The organism is Paenibacillus chungangensis (assembly GCF_042675905.1).
GTDB classification, from domain to species: domain Bacteria; phylum Bacillota; class Bacilli; order Paenibacillales; family Paenibacillaceae; genus Pristimantibacillus; species Pristimantibacillus chungangensis.
In genome coordinates, this window is the sequence record NZ_JBHTJZ010000017.1 from 1 (window position 1) to 21,643 (window position 21,643).

15 protein-coding genes and 1 pseudogene are annotated in these 21,643 nt (G+C 51.4%); 13 read left to right on the plus strand and 3 right to left on the minus strand.

Features of this window, described 5'->3' with window-relative positions; genetic code table 11:
* Positions 1 to 374: 374 nt before the first annotated feature.
* From ACFQ2I_RS12580 to ACFQ2I_RS12615, 8 genes are all read left to right on the plus strand, one after another.
* Positions 375 to 1,970: an aminotransferase class III-fold pyridoxal phosphate-dependent enzyme gene (locus ACFQ2I_RS12580; RefSeq protein ID WP_377564622.1), complete on the plus strand. Its 1,596-nt coding sequence runs from the start codon at positions 375 to 377 to the stop codon at positions 1,968 to 1,970.
* Positions 1,948 to 2,736, plus strand: a complete 789-nt coding sequence (locus ACFQ2I_RS12585; RefSeq protein WP_377564624.1) for a DeoR/GlpR family DNA-binding transcription regulator — start codon at positions 1,948 to 1,950, stop codon at positions 2,734 to 2,736. The genes ACFQ2I_RS12580 and ACFQ2I_RS12585 overlap by 23 nt, the downstream gene beginning before the upstream one ends.
* 16 nt (positions 2,737 to 2,752) lie before the next feature.
* Entirely contained in the window at positions 2,753 to 4,210 is a 1,458-nt protein-coding gene (locus ACFQ2I_RS12590) for a xylulokinase (protein ID WP_377564626.1), read from the plus strand.
* Positions 4,211 to 4,229: 19 nt separating this feature from the next.
* On the plus strand, positions 4,230 to 5,291 hold the full coding sequence (locus ACFQ2I_RS12595) for an amidohydrolase family protein (RefSeq protein WP_377564628.1): 1,062 nt from the start codon (positions 4,230 to 4,232) through the stop codon (positions 5,289 to 5,291).
* The gene (locus ACFQ2I_RS12600) at positions 5,291 to 6,685 is read left to right on the plus strand and encodes an L-arabinose isomerase family protein (RefSeq protein WP_377564630.1); all 1,395 of its coding nucleotides are present in this window, start codon (positions 5,291 to 5,293) and stop codon (positions 6,683 to 6,685) included. Before ACFQ2I_RS12595 ends, ACFQ2I_RS12600 begins: the two co-directional genes overlap by 1 nt.
* Before the next feature lie 30 nt (positions 6,686 to 6,715).
* Entirely contained in the window at positions 6,716 to 7,864 is a 1,149-nt protein-coding gene (locus tag ACFQ2I_RS12605; RefSeq protein ID WP_377564632.1) for a Gfo/Idh/MocA family protein, read from the plus strand.
* Positions 7,865 to 7,966: 102 nt separating this feature from the next.
* Positions 7,967 to 8,476 (plus strand): DinB family protein, encoded by a 510-nt coding sequence (locus ACFQ2I_RS12610; protein ID WP_377564634.1) that lies wholly within the window; start codon positions 7,967 to 7,969, stop codon positions 8,474 to 8,476.
* A 747-nt stretch (positions 8,477 to 9,223) separates the two neighbouring features.
* A complete protein-coding gene (locus tag ACFQ2I_RS12615; protein ID WP_377564636.1) occupies positions 9,224 to 10,090 on the plus strand; it encodes a DUF4362 domain-containing protein in 867 nt (288 codons plus the stop codon).
* A gap of 346 nt (positions 10,091 to 10,436) precedes the next feature.
* Here the strand turns inward: ACFQ2I_RS12615 and ACFQ2I_RS12620 are convergent, their stop codons facing one another.
* From ACFQ2I_RS12620 to ACFQ2I_RS12630, 3 genes and pseudogenes are all read right to left on the minus strand, one after another.
* Positions 10,437 to 11,603, minus strand: a complete 1,167-nt coding sequence (locus ACFQ2I_RS12620) for an IS4 family transposase (protein ID WP_377564638.1) — start codon at positions 11,601 to 11,603, stop codon at positions 10,437 to 10,439.
* A 748-nt stretch (positions 11,604 to 12,351) separates the two neighbouring features.
* Positions 12,352 to 13,083 (minus strand): annotated as a pseudogene (locus tag ACFQ2I_RS12625) (glycoside hydrolase family 2 TIM barrel-domain containing protein).
* Between the two features lie 87 nt (positions 13,084 to 13,170).
* Positions 13,171 to 13,329 carry a hypothetical protein gene (locus ACFQ2I_RS12630; RefSeq protein WP_377564640.1) on the minus strand — a complete coding sequence of 53 codons (159 nt, stop codon included), beginning with the start codon at positions 13,327 to 13,329 and terminating at the stop codon, positions 13,171 to 13,173.
* Between the two features lie 336 nt (positions 13,330 to 13,665).
* Here ACFQ2I_RS12630 and ACFQ2I_RS12635 point away from each other — a divergent pair, with 336 nt between their 5' ends.
* From ACFQ2I_RS12635 to ACFQ2I_RS12655, 5 genes are all read left to right on the plus strand, one after another.
* Positions 13,666 to 16,002 carry a helix-turn-helix domain-containing protein gene (locus ACFQ2I_RS12635; RefSeq protein ID WP_377564642.1) on the plus strand — a complete coding sequence of 779 codons (2,337 nt, stop codon included), beginning with the start codon at positions 13,666 to 13,668 and terminating at the stop codon, positions 16,000 to 16,002.
* A gap of 195 nt (positions 16,003 to 16,197) precedes the next feature.
* Positions 16,198 to 17,106, plus strand: a complete 909-nt coding sequence (locus ACFQ2I_RS12640; protein WP_377564644.1) for an ABC transporter permease — start codon at positions 16,198 to 16,200, stop codon at positions 17,104 to 17,106.
* 15 nt (positions 17,107 to 17,121) lie between these two features.
* Positions 17,122 to 17,994: a carbohydrate ABC transporter permease gene (locus tag ACFQ2I_RS12645; protein WP_377564646.1), complete on the plus strand. Its 873-nt coding sequence runs from the start codon at positions 17,122 to 17,124 to the stop codon at positions 17,992 to 17,994.
* Between the two features lie 78 nt (positions 17,995 to 18,072).
* Positions 18,073 to 19,665, plus strand: a complete 1,593-nt coding sequence (locus ACFQ2I_RS12650) for an extracellular solute-binding protein (protein ID WP_377564648.1) — start codon at positions 18,073 to 18,075, stop codon at positions 19,663 to 19,665.
* Between the two features lie 17 nt (positions 19,666 to 19,682).
* Entirely contained in the window at positions 19,683 to 21,449 is a 1,767-nt protein-coding gene (locus tag ACFQ2I_RS12655) for a hypothetical protein (RefSeq protein ID WP_377564650.1), read from the plus strand.
* The last annotated feature ends 194 nt before the right edge of the window (positions 21,450 to 21,643 follow it).

The window sequence follows — 21,643 nt, forward strand, 5'->3', positions numbered from 1 at the left end:
TTTTTTTCTGTCATGAACCACATATATTTAACATATTTAGCACAATTTAGAACGACTTATTAGAGGCACAATCCATGTCAAGTTTAATGCAACGCTACTGAGGATGCCTACATTGGAGCGCCGAACAGGTGTGTGCAAGCCAAAAGTGAGTAGGCCATTCATTTCTTTAAGGGACGCTGTCAGGCGTTTTCTTCCATTGATGCTACTGAGTCGATAAGTAGCGTAATGCGGAGTATAAGTAATGTGAAGCATAAGTGAATAAGAAACAAAACAAAACATATTGACAATAAAGTGAAAGTGAAATAATATTAAACGAAAGTTAAACGAAATGTTATAAAGAAGCTCATTACGCGGCGAGAGCGAGATGAAAAAACATGAAAACCATGGAAACGATGAAAACAGTGAAGCGATCGTTGACCGGACTGTTGGGAAGCGAATACACCAACGCCGTCGCGGCGGGAGCTGCCTTGCTAACCGACTTGAGCGGCGAAGAGGCGAGGAGGCTTGCGGCGGAAGAGGTAGAATTTTTGCCAGATGCGTATAGGGATAAGACGGACCTGCTATTGGAACAGGTAGGAAAGCGGATCATTCCGGAAATGAAAGCGTCTACTTCCGGTGCGCCTACGGATGCTTTTCGAAGGGCAAGTAATTCGAAAGCCAGTCCGCTCGGCGGAATCGGCTACCTCCGCTTGGGAGAGGATGGCAGGCTCTATCTGATAGGGAAAAGCGAGCACTACCATACGCCGCTGGGACATAACTTCCCCGGCTACAAGCTTATCGACCATGCCAGGGTGCTTGGCATAACCAATGCCACCCATAATAATACTCGGGGGCATGCGACGCGGCTGCTGGAGCGGGAATTGATCAGAACGGCGAATGGACTCGCTCGGGAGGATGTGGATACACTGAAGGGTGTACTGGATTCTCGCGAGCCGCATGTGTTGAACAGGGTTATCAATCTGGAGACTGGAACGTTAGCGTGCGAAGCGGGAATAAAAATGATGCTTGCGAGGTTCTATCGCCTGGATGCGACTTTCCCGGCACCGAAATATGCGGGGAGAACACCGGTATTCTTCGTCATGGGTGATCGCGACGGCGGAGCCGCCGCTAATTACCACGGTACGAGCGTCATTGCGCAGACGCTGCGCAATATGTGGCCTGACATGACCGGCAAGCTGGAGGATGCAGGCATATGGAAGGTATGTCCGGTTGACATCAACGATTATGAGGATTTCAAGTTCAAATTCGAACGATACAATCAATCGCCGTTCAAGGTCGCGGGGTTCCTGCATGAAATCATTATGATGAATTACGGCGGCATCAAGCTTGAGCAGCATTACTTGCAGCAAGCTTATGACCTGTGCCACAGGAACGACACTCCCATTATGTGTGACGAGATCCAGTCATGCATGTGGTATCCCGGGATGTTCTTATTCCGGGCTTACGGGTTGAACCCTGACTTTGTCGTGATCGGGAAAGGCTTCCCGGGAGGGCAGTATCCGGCCTCGCGCATCATAACGACTGCCGAGATGGATACGCTGAATCAATTCGGCGCATTGGTGACGAACGGACAAGAAGAGCTTGCGGCGCTGGCTTATCTCATTACGATGACCTTCGCGGAGGAGAATGCTGCGTGGATCGGCGCAATGGGCGACTATTACGAAGAACGGCTGAAGGCGCTCGCTTCGTGTCATCCTTCGATAATTGCACGGACGGAAGGCAAGGGACATCTGTCCACCTTGTTCTTCCATGAAGCGAAGCTAGCGGCCGCATTCGCAGGTAGGTTGGGAGAACAGTGCATTGACATTAGCGCGCAGACGTATAAAGCGAATTGCCCGCCGGCTGCGCTTACGAAACCGCCGATTATTGCTACAATGAAGATGCTGGATTATATGATTGCCAGAATGGATGAAGCTTTGCAAGCCATCCGAGAGGAAAGGGAAGCTGATGACAGAGAAGATACTAGGTGAACTGGACATTGACCAGAGGAGAGCGACGATTCTTGAATTGCTCCAGCAGGAGAGCAAGGTGAAGGTGACAGAGCTGAGCAAGCGGTTCGGTATCTCGGAGGTGACGATTCGAGGCGATCTCGACGAGCTGGAAGAGCAAGGGCTGCTGCAGCGCGTACACGGCGGAGCGATCAGCACTTATAAGAACTACTATAATATGACGTTCCGTGGCCGGGTGGAGACGAACAAGGAGGAGAAGAGACGGATCGCGGTTGAAGCTGCCGCCATGATCTCCGATGGGGACACGATTATTCTGGGCTCCGGGACGACTCCCCTCTATGTGATGCGAGAGCTGAAAAACCATAAAAACCTCATCATTATTACGAATTCATTGTCGATTGCGTATGAGGCTGGCTTCCACCCCCATCTGCATGTGGTCGTCATGCTTGGCGGCAACATCAATATCCAGTATGAATTTGTATCGGGCGATGACGCGATTCGCCAGCTGAGCAAGTATAAAGCCGACAAGCTTATTCTATCTTCCGACGGTGTCAGCTCGGAGCATGGCATCACCACCTATCATCATCTTGAAGCGGAGTTGTATCGGCAGATGATTCGCAAGGCGGATAAACGAATTTTGGTCTCCGATTACACGAAGATCGGGCGTGGCAATTTTGCGCAAATTGAGGATGTGGATAAAATTGATTGCCTGATTACAAACGACAATGCCAATAAGGAAGAATTGGAAGCGATGAGAGAGAAAGGCGTTGAAATCCGGTTAGTGTAGCGAGGGGACGATCGGGATGTCAGACGACGAAATGAAGCGAACAGATCATGAAGAGAAGTACGTCATCGGACTGGATATTGGAACGTCTGCAGTGAAAGGCGTACTGATGTCGGCCGGCGGAGCCATCCTCTCGCGAGAGAAGGCGGCCACCCGCTATCTGCCGTCCGATGACGGTCTGATCCAATTCAATGCCTGTGAATGGTACGACTCCGTTACAGCTATCATCCGCAGACTGGCGGGCGCGCTTCCGTCAGGGGGGACAGTGGCAGCGATTAGCATGGCTTCGGCCAGCGGCAATACTGTGCTTGTAAATGAGCGGAGTGAGCCGGTGCGACCGGCAATCAGCTGGATGGACGAGCGAGTGAGAGAAGAGTTGGACGAAATATTCGGGGATGCAGAAGCGAGCGAAGTTCATGAACGCATCGGCTGGCCGTACATGCGGCTGTTTCCACTGGCCCATCTCTCCTGGCTGAAGCGTCATGAACCGGAGGCGCTGGCAGGCGCAGCACGCATCTGCCTGAGCACGGATTATATGCTGCATCGCTTGACGGGGGAGTGGGGAATCGATGCTTCCACCGCAACGACCTTCTACTTGCAGGATCAGAAAGCGATGCAATGGCACTTGCCTTTCGTGGAACGGTTAGGTATATCCGTCGACCAATTGCCCCCTATCTATCCGGTGGGAAGCGTGCTGGGAGGCATTACGCCAAGTGCAGCCATGGATACGACGCTGCGAGCGGGAACGCCCATCGTGCTGGGCGCCTTCGATCACCCTTGTGCGGCGAGAGGCTCAAGCATTATGGAGGAAGGGCAGCTGCTTCTCTCCTGCGGGACTTCCTGGGTAGGCTTCTTCCCGACGACCGATCGAGGGAAGGCGGTTGCCGGGAACCTGCTGGTAGACCCGTTCCTCCAGCCGGAAGGACCTTGGGGAGCGATGTTCTCTCTTCCGGCTATCGCGACTTCCATAGATAAGTACATATGCCGCTATATCGCCGACGGGCCGGACCGGTATCGCGAGTTCGACAGGCTCGCAAGCGCAGCGGCTCCGGGAGCGGGAGGGCTTCTCATTCATCCCATGCTGGAGCAGGAGCTCGACGATGGAGGAGCTTATGGGAAGGAACAATTGGCGAGAGCGCTGATGGAAGGAACGGCCTATCTATTGCTTCAGCAGGTGGAGAAGCTCGCGGCTGCTGGTCTATCGTTCACGTCGGTGACGATGGTCGGCGGACCGTCCGAGACTGCCCCATGGCCTCAGATCGTGGCGGATGTTCTCGGAAGGGAAGTGGTCACCGTTAACGGTTCCTGCGCTGGAGCGGTAGGGGCGGCGATCTTGGCCGGGATCGGCGCGGGACTGTATCGGAATGAAGAGGAAGCGCATCGGAAGCTGGTCTTCCGAAGGGTTGTCCGAACGCCGGACGAAGCGGCGCACAAGGTGTACAGGGAACAGTACCGGCGTTTTGCCGGCATCTATTAATAGGTTCGGAGGTCTTGACATGCATGCCTTATTCGAAATGAAGGAAGTAGACAAGATTTTCTACGAGCAGAAGCTGAAGCATTTTCTGCCGGATCGGATGATCGATATTCATACGCACGTCTGGCTGGACAACATTCGGCTTGAAGCGCCCGGCGCTCCCGTGAGAGCGGTTACTTGGCCGTCATTGGTCGCAAGAGACAATTCCATTGCAGATTTGTTCAAGACGTATGAAGTGATGTTTCCCGGGAAGGAAGTGACGCCGCTCATATTCTCTCAAGTCAGCCTGCAATATGATATCGCGGCGGGGAATGAATATGTTCGATCATGCGCCGAGCGGTATAAGCTGCCGTCGCTGATGGTGACGCGGCCCCAGCAGAGCGCGGCCGAATTTGAAGAAGGTATCGATCGGGGCGGATTTCTGGGCTGTAAGGTGTATCTGAATTTCGCGGACCCGTACATTCCGGAGAAGGAGATTCGTATCTACGACTTCCTGCCGCCGCATCAGCTGGATGTGCTGAATCGTCGCGGTTGGATGGTCATGCTGCATATTCCGAGGGACGGCAGACTGAAGGACCCTGTCAACCTGGCGCAGATGCTGGAGATCGAGCGGAAGTACCCCGCGGTCAAGCTGATCATTGCCCATGTCGGCCGAGCGTATTGCCCGGAGGATGTGGGAGATGCGTTCGACCTATTGGCAGAGACGAAGAACATGGTATTCGACTTTAGCGCCAATACCAATTCGCATGTGTTCCGGGAGCTGGTGAAGGCCGTCGGTCCGAAGCGAATATTGTTCGGCAGCGATCTTCCGATTGTAAGAATGAGGATGAAGCGCTATTGCGAGAACGGCAGGTACGTCAATGTTGTCCCTAAGGGATTGTACGGGGATGTATCAGGAGACCCCAACATGCGGGAAGCGGAAGAGCGGGAGGCGGAGGAACTCTCCTTCTTCATGTACGAGGAGATCGATGCATTCCGGGTGGCGGCGGAGGCCGAAGGATTGACGAGACGGGATGTAGAGGATATTTTTTACGCTAATGCCAAGACACTTATCGATCAGATTGAGAAGGAGCGACGGCGCTAATGGGGAACAGACTGAAGATGGCTCTTCTGCCCATGTATATTCAGCTTTACGACGACAGCTGGCCTGAGCTGAGGGAGCGCGTGGATGCATTTCATCGGACGATTATCGGCGAGTTCGAGAAGAGGGGGCTGGACGTTGTCTCTTCGCCCGTATGCCGGGTACAGGCGGAATTCGAAGCGGCGATGGAAAGCTTCGAGAGGGAGGGGGCCGACGCTGTCGTCACACTTCATCTGGCTTACTCGCCTTCTCTGGAGTCGGCAAGCGCACTGGCGGCAACCGAGCTTCCATTGATTGTGTTGAATACGACGCCCACCTACGACTTTAGTCCTGCTCAGCATCCCGATGAGATTCTGTATAATCACGGCATACACGGCGTGCAGGATATGTGCAATCTTTTGCTGCGCAATGGGAAGCGCTTTCTCATTGAATCGGGCCATTGGGAGAAATCGGATGTTCTCGATCGGGTTACGGCTTGCGTGAGGGCGGCGCGCATCTCGAAGGAGATGAAGCGGGCGAAGGTAGGCAGAATCGGCGAACCGTTCCAAGGCATGGGGGATTTTCTGGTGTCAGAGGAGGTGCTGGGCGCAACGATTGGGATCGAGACGATAAGCTTCGACCTTCATAATGACGCGGAGCTGTTCGAAGCCGTGTCGGATCATCAGATCGATGAAGAGATGGAGGGAGATAAGCGGGATTATCAATGGAGCAGCTTCGATGAAGAGGCGTATCGCCGGTCGATTCGCGACTGCCTGTCGCTGCGGCATCTGATCGAAGCGGAAGGATTAACCGCATTAACGGTCAATTTCATGGCGATTACGGGACGATCTGCGTTATTCACTATGCCCTTCCTGGAAGCGAGCAAGGCGATGAGCCGGGGAATCGGCTACGCCGGGGAAGGGGATGTGCTGACGGCTGCTTTGGTGGGCGCTCTGTTATCCGTCTATCCTGACACGTCGTTCACGGAGATGTTCTGTCCGGACTGGGATAACGATGCGATATTCCTCAGCCATATGGGAGAGATGAATGTGCGTGTCGCGGCGAACAAGCCGGTGCTTCGGGAGAAGCCATTCCCCTTCACGGATGCGGGCAACCCGATTGTCGCCTGCGGCAGATTCCGCGGCGGCGAAGCGGTGTATGTCTGCTTGGCTCCGGGAGCGGACAATGCCTATACATTCATCTTGTCGCGCATACAGATGCTGGATGTCGAGGGGATGGACAGGATGGAAGACAGTATTCGCGGATGGTTCAGACCATCGCTTCCCACTGCTCAGTTTCTATCTTCCTTCAGCAAGCATGGAGGCATCCATCACGGTGTGATCGTCTACGGCGACGTTATCGAGGTGCTGGAGCGGTTCGGCGACATCATGGGCTGGCATACGGTAACAATCAGGTGATATTCAATTCAGGGTGGAGGAGATGGGAGAATGACTATTAAAGTAGGGATTGCAGGCGCAAGAGGACTAAGCACGTTGAAGGGATTCCAGGTCTCGAGGGATGCGGAGGTCGTCGCACTGTGTGATCTGGATGAAGACCTGCTGAAGGAGAAATCGCAGCAATACGGGATTCCACGCACATACCGGATATTCGAGGATATGCTGGACTCCGATATCGATGCTGTTGTGATCGCCACTCCAATGCAATTGCATGTACCCCAGGCGTTGCAAGCGCTGGATGCCGGCAAGCATGTGATGAGCGAGGTAACCGCCGGCGTGACGATGGATGAGCTGTGGTGGCTGACCGAGGCGGTGGAGGCGTCGGGGAAAGTGTATATGATGGCGGAGAATTATTGCTACATTCCGCAAAACCAGCTCATTCGGAATATGGTAGAGAAGGGAATGTTCGGGGACATTTACTTCGGAGAAGGGGAGTATCTGCACGAAAACAAAAAGCTGCTGAAAGGGTATAACCGGAAGCATCAGGAGGACGACAGAACCTCCTGGCGGAAATACTGGCAGCTGGGAAAAAGGGGCAGCTTCTATCCGACGCACAGCCTGGGACCGGTCATGCAGTGGTTCAAGAACGATCGCATAAAATCGATATCTTGTGTCGGCTCAGGCTGGCATACCGCCAAGAATCTGCGGCAAGAGGATACCTCCATTACCCTCTGCCAACTGGAGAGCGGAAAGTTGATCAAAATCCGGGTAGACTGCATATCGGAGCGGCCGCATAACTTGAACTATTATTCGCTGCAGGGCACGAACGGATGCTACGAAGCGCCGCGGGGACTGGGCGATGACCACAAAATATGGCTGAAGGACGTGCATGGCGGCAGCGACAATCCGCAGTGGAGGCCGCTCAAGGACTTCTACGATTACTTGCCGGATCGATACAAGCAGGTGACGGAAGAGCAGCGGTCTGCAGGCCACTGGGGCGGCGACTTCTTCATCGTGCAGGACTTCATTGATGCGATTATGAAGGGGACGAAGCCGGAAATAGATGTTTACGACGCATGCGAATGGACGGCAGTCGGCTTATTGTCGGAGCTGTCGGTCATGAATGGCGGCAAGGTGATGGAGATGCCGGACTTCCGGAAGACCCAGCTGTATAAAGATCAGATTATTAAGATAACCTGAGGGTGAACGCTGTGACCCTGTACCGTGAATCCTGTACCGTGATATCATTCTTGCAATGAACTCCTTGTTGATGGTAGTATCTGGTTAAAGGAGTGATGAACAATGTATCAAAGTATAGAAGGCTTTATGAGGGATTGGGCTTATGAGGAAGGGCTGACGTTGAAGGTGCTGGATGCTCTGACGGACGATTCCTTGAAGCAAGTGGTATCCGAATCGCAGCCGCGAACGCTGGGCGATCTGGGCTGGCATCTCGTAGGCAGTATCGCCGTATTTCTTGGTTCCAGCGGCTTGCAGCTGGACGGACCTGATTATAAGGGGCCTACACCTTCCCGAGCAGCCGATATTGCGGAAGGCTATCGCCGTATGAGTGCAACGGCTGTGGCGGCGCTGAAGGAACATTGGAGCGATGACAAGCTGAAGGATGGATTGAAGCTGTTCGGATTCATTGATACGACCTACAGCGGAGTGCTTACTACGCTTGTCCGTCACCAAATTCACCACAGAGGGCAAATGACGATTCTTATGCGACAGGCAGGCGTTGCCGCTCCAGGCGTCTACGGCCCGAACGAAGAAGAGACGGCCGCGATGCAGGCGGCGCGGCCGCAGCAATAGGTATGGTCGCGATACAGGTGGCTCGCCAGCAGCGAATAGGTGCAAGTTACGGAGCTGCTATAAGAAATGGAACGGTTAACGCAGTTAACTTGCATCTGTTGAGAAATTTAAGGACGCTCCGGGCGTCCTTTCTTCTTCTTATGTGTTCGGAGGCTGGCAGCTGATTCACGTCTACAGGTGCCGTACCGCCGCACTCAGCCCCGCCGCACCATACTCGTAACTCGCACTGCGTCGTACCTGTACCCGTACCGCCTCAAGTGCCGGATCATGCTCACACCTCGCATGTACCGCAACAGCGTCCCAGTGCCGGATCATGCTCGCACTCTACATTGCCCTGTCCCCCGCGCCGACTGCTCGTTCATAGTTTAACGGACGTCACTGCACTTATTTATCTAAATTCGTTACTACATAGCTACTAAACAAGTAGGAGCTTATCGCTCAAAATAGTCACATAGAAGCGGAAAAGTAGTGGGAATTGTGCGCTATCGCTCATTTTGCTCACATAGCCCCGCCAAGCGTGCCTCGTGCCGCCGAAAAGTAGGAGCTATCGCTCAAAATGGTCACATAGAAGCAGAAAAGTAGTGGGAATTGTGCGCTATCGCTCATTTTGCTCACATAGCCCCGCCAAGCGTGCCTCGTACCGAATGGTTAGTACTCAGCTCCATTCCAGTATCAGTCGAATGCCACATCGATTGCAGCACCCTTTCTCTGTTGTAATACGTCCAATAGGGTAAAGGGGGATGGCTCATGATTAAGTGGATGATAAATACAGTCTTGCTGCTGCTCATCTTGCTCATAGCGGGATGCGATGCTCTGACGGGGAACAATGCGTCTTCAGGAGCGGCAACTGCGCCAATAAATAATGCTTCGAATCTGGAGCATGCGCCCCAGGAGACAGCGATTCCGGATGTGGGGTTGAGAGTGAAGGATGTGGTGACCGTCAGCCGTTCGCTGGACTTCGGTCGTGTGAATAAGAAGACTTATGGCACATTTCAGGACGAAGACGAGGTTGCATCATTCGCCAAAGCAGTGAGAAAGGCAGAACGCATGCTTGGTAAGCTGGACATCGCCCATCCTGATTTTGACGTTGCTATTATACATGACGGCAAGCAATATGATATTCACCTGTGGCTGGATGCCGAGTCCGAGCAGGGGTTGTTTACCTATGTGTACGATACGGGAACAGGTTATCGGTTGACGAAGCAGGCGACGAAAGAGCTGCATACTCTGATCTGGGACCTTCCATACAATCCGGATACTGCTGCCGCGAATGGAGACGTTGTCTTGACTTCGCTTGGGGACATGCGCAACCGAGAGGCGTGGGACAGCTTTGTGGAAAGCGTGGAGGCCGGCGGGGAAGGGGAGGTGCAGGTTGTGCTTTATACAAGGGAAGGCGACCCCATCTTCCATCATCTGCGGTTCGACGGGAAGATGTTTCGCTACCGTTTTGACAACTCGCACGATGCCTTCGGCACGCCGAATAAGCGGATAGACTATTGCACGGAGCTGGAAGCAGAGAAGAACGAGCGGGGCACCGCTTATCGACTTGATGGCTGCGGCGCCAGCACCAGAGGAATGTTCCATCTGTCGATACCCGAGCCGGTGAGCCCATAAGCTGTAGTAAGCTGCAGATGGGTATCGATTTCCTTCGCCTGATTGTTGAAGGGAGAGCACTTTTTTTTGCGGCGGAATTAGCGTGTGCCACATACATTAGAGCGCCGGAAAGGTGCGATCGAGCGAAATAGTGAATGCCACATACATTGATGCGTCGAAATGGTGCGTCGGGCCGGGATAGCGTATGTGGCATCAGTAGCGTTGCATAAAAACTAACACAAGTATTAATCTGAATTGTCAGAAAATAATTTCCCGTGGACAATGGCCAAAAACGTTAGGGGTCTTCATGTCAGATAGCCAGTGTCCATTTGGTAATATTTGGTGTCAAAGAGCTGCGTGACTACATTTACATCGTGACTTCGACGGACCTTACTTTCTGTCGGCCATTGGAGGTTCGACTCGGCTTGTGGTTCATGGCGGTCTCAAGCTTATGCCATGATTTCCACAACAGCGTTTTCAGGCGGTCACTCAGTTCTGTCAACGACTTCTCTTTGGCGATCTCGAGCTTCATCAGGAGCAACAAGCAATAGGCGATCATACAGACCCAGATTTGATTCATGACGGCATTCTCTGACGTTCCGTAAAAGCAAGTCATTTTCAGATTCTGTTTGACCCACCGGAAGAACGTTTCGATTTGCCAGCGACTCCGGTACAAGTCTCCCAGTTCTTCGGCTGTGAGATCAAATCGGTTCGTGATGATTCGCACCAGATTCCCCTTGCTGTCGGTTGTTTCAATCATGCGCAGCGGATGCTTCATACGCTTTTTATCAGTACCTAAGATCACTTTCACATCACGAGCAATCTCGGAGTCTATCGGTAAGAGAAAGGATTCCACTTCCTCTACGGTGACTCTATTTTTGAGGCGTGATACAAAGGGGATGCCGCGTACACAGTAATCATCGTACTTGCGTAAGTCGAGGTAACCACGATCCATAAGGTAAGTAGCGTCAGCCTCATCAATCAGCATGTCCATCTGAGTGTGATCCTGACAGTTGGCGGTCGTCATCACCGCTTTGTCTGGGTAGACGATGCCTGGCTCCGAGAACGTAACACGAAGATGCAGTTTCACTCCGGCCTTCGTCGAACGAAAAGTTGCCCACTTGTACTTGTTTAGACAGAGACTGATGGTCGTGGAATCGATCACCTTGACCGGCCCAACTCGAGAAGTTGCTGGAAGCTCATGGCGATGCAGTTGCGAGATGAGGCCACATAAAATGTCTTGTAACACGACAGGATCCAACTTGTTGTTTTTGCGCGAAAGTTGAGCAGCGCTGATTGAATCGATGCCAATTGCTTGCTGAAACTCCTCGTTGCTCTGAATCTCTCTCATAATGGATCGTAATCCCTTGCGTTTCTGAAGCTGGGCTTCCACGAAGAGGAGAAGAAATACCATCGTGCTTAATTTTTTCGTATAGCGATCGAGCGTACCGAACTGCTGCCAATCTTGAATAATTTCTGAATTTATGGGTGCAACCCATTTACCAAATGACGAAATTAGTGTATCCTTGTCCATGTGATGTCTCCTAAATTAGAGATTTGGACAGGGCTACCTGCACCTCTAATTTTAGGAGCTTTTTTTCTGTCATGCATCACATATATTTAACATTTTTGTAACAATGTTACTTTTTAGAGGTACATTCCATGTCAAGTTTAATGCAACGCTACTGATGTGGCATACATTAAGGGTGCCGGAATGGTGCGATTGAGCGAAATAGTGAATGCCACATACATTCATGCACCTAAATGTGCGTTCGGGCCGGGATAGCGTATGTGGCATACATTAAGGGTGCCGGAATGGTACGGTCGAGCGAAATAGTGAATGCCACATACATTCATGCACCGAAATGGTGCGTTCGGGCCGGGATAGCGTATGTGGCATACATTAAGGGCGCCGGAATGGTGCGGTCGAGCGAAATAGTGAATGCCACATACATTAGAGCGCCGGAATGGTGCGTCGGGCCGGGATAGCGTATGTGGCATACATTAAGGGTGCCGGAATGGTGCGGTCGAGCGGAATAGTGAATGCCACATACATTGATGCACCGAAATGGTGCGTTCGGGCCGGGATAGCGTATGTGGCATACATTAGAGCGCCGGAAAGGTGCGGTCGAGCGGAATAGTGAATGCCACATACATTGATGCACCGAAATGGTGCGTCGGGCCGGGATAGCGTATGTGGCATACATTAAGGGCGCCGGAATGGTGCGATTGAGCGGAATAGTGAATGCCACATACATTAGAGCTCGGAGTCTATTCCTTCCCTACGTACCGCTCATGCTCATTGTCGCGCTGCTCCTGATAGACGCGCTGAACAAGCGCGGTTCCCAGCCTGTATCGCCGTAGATGCCCGCCGCGCCGAATTCGGTCATGATCCATGGCTTGTCGCTTCCGCCATGCTGGCGGCTATAAGTCTCGAATTGCTCCAGGAATGGCTGGAACTCTCCCACATCTCCCCGATACCATCCGTCATACTTGTTGATGCCGATCACATCGAACAGATCCATGACGATATCTTCCATCGGGAAATGCGAGGCGTAAGCGACAAGTCGTGTACGATCGAGCTTCCGGATTCTGCTCACCATCAGCTCGGAGAATTGGTAGGCTTCCTTTGTCCGGATATCGATCTCATTATGCGCTTACCAGAACAGAATGGAGGGATGGTGATAATCGCGCCGAATCATCTCCTCCATCATAATCGCTGCTTTCTCCTGATAGACAGAATTGGTGAACACCTCCACCGGCATATGCGCTCCCCATACGGGCACTTCCGCCCAGTATACGATGCCGCGTTCATCCAGTAAGTCCAGCCAATAAGGGTTTTGCGGATAATGGGCGCCCCTGATGCAGTTACATCCAGCCTGCTGGATAATGTCCAGCTCCTTCTTCATCAGCTTATCGGGAAAGGCGAAGCCCCACTCCGGATGCTCCTCATGCCGATTCACCCCCTGCATATAAAGCGGCTGTCCATTGACGAGCACTTGACCATCAGCCACTTCTATCTTGCGGAAGCCGATGCGATCGATATAGTCGTCTTGATCGGTGCTGACCGAGACAGTGTATAATGCGGGCTTGCCGACTTGCTATAAGGCGATATCGTCCAAGTAGTCAATTTTCACAAGATGAATGTAGTGATCCGGCAGCAGCTGAAGCTCCACACTGCGATGAATGCCGCCGTAATGATGCCAGTCTACGATGCGGTAAGGGACGCGCCCCCGTCGGGGTCGCTGAGGAACTGCCACAGACCGTTTAATGATACCGTTTGTCTTCTATGATGTTGCTTGAATGTACGCAAGTGATCTCCTCCATATGCACCTCTGCACCTCTGTTTCATTCTATTGTAGGGCGAACAGGAGAGGAGGAACATAGAAGATAAGCTCGACAAATTGTAGAATCGACTCATTAAGGTCATAACCGTCCAGGTATACCATAAATTTATTGTTGAATCATGCATCGTTTCCCTTTCGGACATGCTGGCAAGGCAATACTTTAAACGCTGCAATAGCGGGATAATAGCCACAGTGTTATAATGGAAGCGGTTACTTTCCGTGAATTGGCTTTAACGGGGGGAGTCTGTTATGAAGTTGCTGAGACGATTTAATACGGTGCTGTATCAGCTTTTTGTATCTTATGCCGTTCTGATTATAGTAACGACATTAATAGTAGGTCTGGCGTCATATTTATTCTTCACAGCCAACTTTAATCGGGAAGTCAAGAAGATGCATAGAGGTACGGTCGTTCATACCGGCGAGCTGCTGGATCATAACGTCTTCCGCAAGACGGAATCCATGTATATGGACTTGGCGGTGAACGCGGACATTTCCTTTTTGTTCCAACGTGCCATTCCCGGTAACCATGCCAATATAGTAAGGGCGAAGAGGGTGCTGGAGCACAAGGTGAATGCGTATCCTCATCTGGTGCAGTCAATCTCTATATACTATCAAAACCACGATGTCCTACTCACCTCCCACGGCGGGATTACGTACTTGAATGGAGACAGTTCGTCAGATCCGTTCCATCGCGATCTGATGACGGTGCTTGCGCAGCCTGATAGCAGTGAACGCTGGATCGGAAGGGAAAGCGGCGAACGGGAGTACACGGTGCTGAGCGCAGGTCATGATCCGCTCAAAGTGGTCTATGGCCGCACGTACCCCATCCTGCTACATAATGGGGAGATGCAGGGCTATATTGCAATTGTTCTTAAAACATCAGTCATTACCGATATGATTCGTTCCGCTGCTGCCGATGAGCACGGCCTATTGTTCGTCATGGATCATGTCGGACGAGTCATTTCGATCGGGGATTCCCACATGCGCTTTACGGAAGAGCAAGAAGACATGTTCAAACAGAAAGTGATGGCTTCCGAGCAAACATGGGGGACGTTCACGGAATCGATTAACGGCGTTCGCTCCGTCATTTCCTACGCAGCCTTGCCAACGACGGGATGGAAGCTGATAGGGATGACGCCAGTTGAACGGTTCTATGAGAAGTCCTCGATCATTCAGCGAAAGCTTATCATCATTTGTATGCTGGCGATAGCGATAGGTATCGCTATCTCTTATTTCTTTATCGCGAAGCTGTACAATCCTCTGAACAAGGTCATGCAGTCCGTGCGAAGTATGCTGGGCGCTCGCTTCGCGCCGCATCCGGATTATTCGCTCAATGAGTACGCCTTAATTAATGAAGCGATAAGCGGGCTGTCAGAGAAGGTGGGGAAGCTGGAAGCGACAGTGGAGGACAATGTGCCGCTAATCAAGCATCATCTTATTGTGGGATTGTTGCATAACACCGTTCATACGGATCAGGAATTCCGGGATAAGCTGGCTTACTTACAGATAGCCATGACAGAGCCTTATTATACCGTCGTTATGATTGAGATCGATGAGCAGCAGATTAATGAGCTAAGCGTACAGAACAAGCAGATTATTCTCTATAACCTGATACGCGAGCTTGAAGACTGGGAACATCCCCACTTCTCATGTCTGGCTGCCTCATCGTCGGATCGGCATATTGCCGTCGTCGTGAATACGGGCAGTAGGGATGAAGATGCAATCCGGGGCTTGACGGACTATTGCTTCGAATATGCTTCAAGGAACTTTAGATTGCAGCTCTCGGGAGCAGCCGGGGGATGGACGGACGATCCTCTTCAGCTCTATCACTCATTCAGGGAAGCGGGACAATATTTAGCGTATAAATATTATATGCCGTTAACGAACTGGTTCCCCGACTCTGTGTACGGCAGAAGGCAGCAAAGTCGTGAGAGAATGCCGGAGCAGCATCTCGATGCTCTTCACAATGCCTTGAAGCATAAGGATATGGATGCGGTGCGTACATCCATTGACTCCTTCGTGCAATTGTGTGAACAAGATCGCTATTCACTGGAGCATTGCGAACAGCGATGGCGGGAGATGGTCGGCATCTATCATAAATATGTAAAGGATATCCAGTTAACATCAAGCGAGCTGATTACAGGTCATTATATGGAGCAATTCGATCAAGTGAAGGATATCCATCAGTTCCGGCAGTGGCTCTTGGACCTCATCGCCATGACGTTCCGTTACATCGATGAGCGCAATCTGAATAAAACGAATGATATGGTCGACAAAGCGCGCAAGTATTGCGAAGAGCATCTGGCCATGAGCTTAAGCCTGAGCGAGGTAGCGGAGGAAGTTGGTATTAGTCCCGGCTATCTGAGTCAGCTGTTTAAAGAGTTGACGGGTACCAATTTCGTTGATTATGTCACAGGGCTGCGCATGGAGAAAGCGTCAGAGCTTGTCGTCAGCACTGGGCTTTCGATCGAGCAAATTGCACAGCAGGTAGGATACAACAGCCCGACTTACTTCATTAAAAAGTTCAAAGGGAGCTACGGCGTTACCCCCAAAGTATACAGGTATCATCATTCCCTCCGGCAATAACATAATCGGTCGATTTGGAAAACAACCCTTATCCGGTTGTTTTCTTTTTGCTCATTTGCAAATCTTACGATTATTGTGGAAAGAAATAGCTGCCAATATGGAAATAGTGCCATAATCGAAAATATTGCGATTGATGATGAAGCGCCCAACGTCTAGAGTGAAAAGCACCATATCAGGTTGGAGGGCAGACGCTGGATGAGAAAAATGTGGCTATACGGTTACTGGAAGCACAAGTATTTAACCTTATTGTTTGTACCTGCTGTCGCTTATTACATTTTGTTTCACTATGTCCCGATTTACGGTGTATTGATTGCGTTTAAATCGTACAAATTTAGCCTGGGCATTTGGGATAGTCCATGGGTTGGATTCCAACATTTCGAGGAGCTATTCGCTCTGGGGAGCTTCTGGAAGGTGACGTTGAATACGGTGCTGATCAGCTTGTACAAGCTCATTTTTGGTTTTCCCGCACCGATTCTTTTTGCACTGCTTCTTAATGAAATACGTCTCGTTCTGTTCAAGAGAGTCGTGCAGACGATCAGCTATTTCCCCCATTTCTTGTCATGGGTCGTCTTGGCCGGACTCGCGATGCAGTTTTTATCTCCAGGCACGGGACCGATCAACTTGCTGCTGCAACAGATGGGGCTCGACCCGATCTTTTTCCTGGGCAGTTCGGATTGGTTCAGGCCCGTACTGGTTGTGACAGATGTATGGAAGGAGCTGGGCTGGGGCACGATTGTGTATTTGGCGGCCTTGTCGGGCGTCAATCCGGAGCAATACGAGGCGGCGACCGTGGACGGAGCGAATCGTTATCATCGCATGCGCTACATTACGCTGCCGGCCATGACTCCGGTTATTACCATCATGCTGATTTTTGCCATAGGCAAGATTGTAAATGACGATTTCGATCAGGTGTTCAATTTGCTTAATCCTGCTGTGATGGGCGTGGGAGATGTGCTTAGCACGTATACGTACCGCGTGGGTCTTGTGAATATGGAGTACAGCTTCGCAACGGCTGTCGGCTTGTTCAAAAATGTGATCGCTTTCACGCTGATCGTCACAGCGAATGCCGTCGCTAAACGATTGAATGAATACGGTCTATGGTAGAGGGGGGTGAAGCTGATGTTAACAGGCCGGAAGTGGAACTGGTTCGATTGGCTGAATAGTTTGTTCATGATCGCCGTGTGCGTGGCTATGATTTATCCCTTTCTCCATATGGGCTCGTTATCCTTGAGCACAAGTAATGTGTCCATGACGCAATTAAGGCTTCTACCGGAGGAGATGACGTTGGCGAACTACAAGAAAGTGTTGACGAACGACTTTGTGTTGAGCGGCTTCGTCAATACGTTGAAGAGAACCGCTGCGGGAACGGCGCTTTCACTGCTTGCGATCGTCTTTACCGCCTACCCGTTAGCCAAGCGCTATTTTCCTCACCGCACATTTTGGACCATGTTTATTGTATTTACGATGTTTTTCAGCGGGGGACTCATTCCTAATTATTTGCTAGTCAAGAGCCTGGGGTTGATGAATACCACTTGGGCGCTTATTTTGCCCGGACTCATTAGCACCTTCTCGATGATCATTGCCCGTAATTACTTTATGTCGCTTCCGGACAGCCTTGAAGAGTCGGCCAAGATCGACGGGGCGAATGAGCTGTCGATTTTATTCAAAATTATCATTCCGATCTCCATGCCGATCATCGCGACATTGACGTTATGGACCGCTGTAGCGCATTGGAACGCTTGGTTCGACAGCATGATCTATATGACGGATACCAAGAAGCATGTACTGCAGGTTGTGATGCGGCGCGTTGTTCTGGAAGGGACGCAGGATATGGTGGATATCAACACGTTGGAAGACTCCAACGCCTCTGTCAATCCGGAAACGATTAAAGCTGCAACGGTTATGGTGACGATTATTCCGATCATTATGTTTTACCCCTTTCTGCAGAAGTACTTTGTAAAGGGCGTATTGGTGGGATCTCTGAAGGGCTAGACTTATGTGTGCGTCACGTATGAGCTATCTGCTTGTGCGTTTCATGCAAAATATATGTTGGGGGAGGCAATGGGAAAGATGAAAATGTGGATTCGAAAGAGCGTCATGCAGGGCTGTGCGATGGTTATGCTACTGGGAATGCTGGCAGGCTGCAGCGGAGGGACATCCCCGGAGGTGGAGAAGAGCAGTGAGGAATCATCTCAGAAAGAGGTAGAGAGCAGCCCGAAATATACCGTGTCATGGGTGAGCGGACAATCGGCCCCCGTTGAGGAAGACGCAGAGATGGTCGCCTATTGGGAGGAGCAGCTCGATGTGGATCTGGACGTATGGAATATCGAGTCGACCAATTATTCGGAAGTATTGAATTTAAGATTCGCATCGGAAGAAATTCCTGACCGGATGGTCGTACATGGATTTGGCAACCTGAAGAAATACGCCGATCAGGACATTATTGCGGAAATTCCGCTCGAGATGCTGAAGGAGCACGCTCCCAACGTGTATGCCAAGACGGTAGAGGCATTCCCCGACACATTCAATTATACGAAAATGGACGGTAAACTGTACGGGATTCCCACCATCAATTACTACAATAACTTCCGTTCGCCGATTGTATGGCGGGGCGATTGGCTGCGCAATGTAGGCATTGAGAAGACGCCGGAGACACTGGAGGAATTCGAGACGGCCTTGTATAAATTGCGGAATGATGACCCGGATGGGAACGGTAAGAAGGATACGTACGGCTTATCGGCTTCCGCGTTAAATCTCGTATACGGTGCATTCGGCTATCTCCCGGACAGATGGGCGGAGAAGGACGGCAAGCTTGTGCACGGCGCGATACAGCCGGAGATGAAGGAAGCGTTGAAGCTGCTGAATCAATGGCACAAGGACGGTGTCATCGATCCCGAATTCGTGACGGGCGAGAATAAAGGCGGCTATTGGGCGCTGTCGCACGCATTCATTAACGGTCAGATCGGCTTGTCGAGCCTCGGTGTCTATTATCACTGGAAGCCGCTGCTGTTCGAAGGAGATGGGGCTTCTCATAACTACCTGGAACTGCAGAAGCTGAACCCGGAAGCTGCGGATGCCTTGGTCCATGGCACGCCTCCGTTAGGCCGCGACGGAGCGATGGGCGTGGCTCAGGGGAATTTGATGAGCGGGAAGGTCATCGCATTCGGCAAGCATCTGGAGAAGCAGCCGGAGAAGCTGGCCAAAATATTGGCAATGATCGAGACGATTAGTGCTACTTTGTATGAAAATTATCTGACAGCGATGTATGGAAAGGAAGGAAAGCATTGGGAATTTGATGATAATAATGTGCCAATTCTTCTAAACAATATGTCATCCCAGGATCTGGAAAGAATGGGAGCAAACAATGTGATGGAATCGCTGGAGCTGCCTGAATATACTGCCAAGCGAACTGCGATTGTCTCTGAATGGGCGGAGAAGGAGCAATACAATATTGGCGGCATGACGAATAAGCTGCAAGCGCCGCTGGCTTCCGAAGGAAGATATTTGACCGAGTTGAAAAAAATAATCGAAGAGGCTTACATTTCGTTCATTACCGGAGATCGCTCGCTTGATGAATTCGATGCGTTCGTAAAGTTGTGGAGAAGCAGCGGCGGGGAGCAGCTGGAGAAAGAAGCCAATGAATGGTGGGCAAGTGTGCAGTAGCAAAGGGAGGACGCGCTGTGAAGATGAGGGTAGTGTGCACCAGAGAGACGAAGATGGCGGCGGAAGCGGAGAGAATAATGCGAGAGAGGGCGCCATTATCTGGCGATGGGGCTGACGTACTGACGCTTCATGTTCATTATCGGGAAGAAACGCTGGATGGATACGGCTTGGAATTATCTGAGATCGGGGGGGAATCCGCCGGTGTCAGGGCCATCATAGGAGCGAGCATGCCTCGAAATTTCATTGCGGGAACTGGGGAATTGCTGCGTCGATTGCTTGCTGCGACCGATAGCGGGCCGATTGAGGGGGTGAACGGGAGCAGCGGCGAGTGCGCTTCAACGGAAGTTCAGGCAGGTGAGCTTGCGCTTGGCAGATGGGAGAGAAAGGCCGATGTGCAAGAACGAATTCACTATATGCCCGGGCATTTCGGCAATTCATTCGAAGTGTGCTGGAGCGGTGAAATGCAGCGTTACCTGGAGGACTTGACGCTTGCCGGAGCGAGTGGTTACGGCGATTGGTTCGACCCTAACGATATGCCGGACCCTTATCATTCTCATGTGTATCACAGCACCTCTATGTTCCTTTGGAATCGCAAGAAGGAATGGCTGACAATCAGTCAGCGCCTGGGTCTCGACAATGTGCTCGTCATTACACCCAATGTGGGGTTCGTCGATCAGATGCGCCCGGAATGGGTAGGCGTCCGCGATCATACGAAGCAGGTGCAGGGGCAAGTGCTTTGCCCGTCGAACAGCGATGCCCGTAAGGTCATATTGCACAATTACAGCCAACTGTTCGCCGATCTGAAGGCTTCCGGCATTAACCTCCATAAGGTCGTCTATGCGCCATATGATGATGGAGGCTGCGCGTGCGAGCGGTGTCAGCCCTACTATCCCGTATTTCTTCAGTTGGTATGCGAAGTGCAGGGGATCGTTCAGTCCTATTATCCCGATGTGCAAGCCGATATTTGCGGATGGTGGACATCGCCGGAAGAGAGAGAGCAGCTGGCGCAATTTGTCGAGGGACCGGCTAAGTCGTGGTTCGGCTCGTTCCAGTATAGCGCGACATACGGCGTCTATGCGCTTCCGTCTGATCTGCGCTCCGTCATAGGAGAGCGCATGGCATTAGGATGCTTTATGCATATCGGGTTTTCCCGTGATCGTGGAGATGTATATATAAAAACGGGCATTCATAGCGCAGGAGAGCGGATGCAATCCGTTATCCGGTCATTTTCGAGCCTTCGTTGCACAGGGGTTATGACCTATAACGAATCGTTCGGCGATCATTACAACGCATTTGTGGCCAGCCGATTGGGTTATTATGCGGAAGAGGATGTATATGAAATAGCTTCCTTCTATGGGCGCATGATATTGGGCTTAAGAGGTGCTTCCTTGCATAAGTTGGTGGTTGTCCTGCTGGAGATGGAAGGGCTGGATGCTACTCGTGCTGCTGCTTGGGAGGATACGCTGAAGGAGATCAGAAGGGACGTGCGCGTAAGCTCTCTTCAACCTTGGGCCTACGAGCATATCGTGCTGAAGGCGCGTCTGATGGCTTTGGATGAGGCGATTGAGCGCCATCTCGATAACGGTATTGAGCATGTCTTGCCAGATATGGAACGAAGGCTTCAGGTAAGCGAGCAGTTATGGCGGCAAGTATATGGCTTCGGTGTATTAAGGCATATTCTTATCCCGGATCGCATGCTTCCTGATTGGTATGGGAAGTACAGGGCGCATAAAGCGAGGAATGAGGGACTGCTCCGAACCGGAGCGATGCATCAGGATGCTTGAGGAATGAAGAGGCGAAAGCTGCTCGCATAGCTATCGTCGCATGGAGAAGGAGTATGAACCGGACATGTCGGAGCAATCCGATCCGGCTTATACTCCTTTTCTGCTGTGTCAGCCGATCATGATCAACGTTGACAAAAGGGAGGGAGCGGCGTTAAAATATAACTGACTAGTCAGTATAATATATTCAATTGACA

Coding starts and splice junctions, on each gene's coding strand:
- ACFQ2I_RS12605 (WP_377564632.1), top strand. CDS start 6,716: ATGACTATTAAAGTAGGGATTGCAGGCGCAAGAGGACTAAGCACGTTG.
- ACFQ2I_RS12635 (WP_377564642.1), top strand. CDS start 13,666: ATGAAGTTGCTGAGACGATTTAATACGGTGCTGTATCAGCTTTTTGTA.
- ACFQ2I_RS12650 (WP_377564648.1), top strand. CDS start 18,073: ATGAAAATGTGGATTCGAAAGAGCGTCATGCAGGGCTGTGCGATGGTT.
- ACFQ2I_RS12590 (WP_377564626.1), top strand. CDS start 2,753: ATGTCAGACGACGAAATGAAGCGAACAGATCATGAAGAGAAGTACGTC.
- ACFQ2I_RS12620 (WP_377564638.1), bottom strand. CDS start 11,603: ATGGACAAGGATACACTAATTTCGTCATTTGGTAAATGGGTTGCACCC.
- ACFQ2I_RS12580 (WP_377564622.1), top strand. CDS start 375: ATGAAAACCATGGAAACGATGAAAACAGTGAAGCGATCGTTGACCGGA.
- ACFQ2I_RS12610 (WP_377564634.1), top strand. CDS start 7,967: ATGTATCAAAGTATAGAAGGCTTTATGAGGGATTGGGCTTATGAGGAA.
- ACFQ2I_RS12585 (WP_377564624.1), top strand. CDS start 1,948: ATGACAGAGAAGATACTAGGTGAACTGGACATTGACCAGAGGAGAGCG.
- ACFQ2I_RS12615 (WP_377564636.1), top strand. CDS start 9,224: ATGATTAAGTGGATGATAAATACAGTCTTGCTGCTGCTCATCTTGCTC.
- ACFQ2I_RS12595 (WP_377564628.1), top strand. CDS start 4,230: ATGCATGCCTTATTCGAAATGAAGGAAGTAGACAAGATTTTCTACGAG.
- ACFQ2I_RS12600 (WP_377564630.1), top strand. CDS start 5,291: ATGGGGAACAGACTGAAGATGGCTCTTCTGCCCATGTATATTCAGCTT.
- ACFQ2I_RS12645 (WP_377564646.1), top strand. CDS start 17,122: ATGTTAACAGGCCGGAAGTGGAACTGGTTCGATTGGCTGAATAGTTTG.
- ACFQ2I_RS12640 (WP_377564644.1), top strand. CDS start 16,198: ATGAGAAAAATGTGGCTATACGGTTACTGGAAGCACAAGTATTTAACC.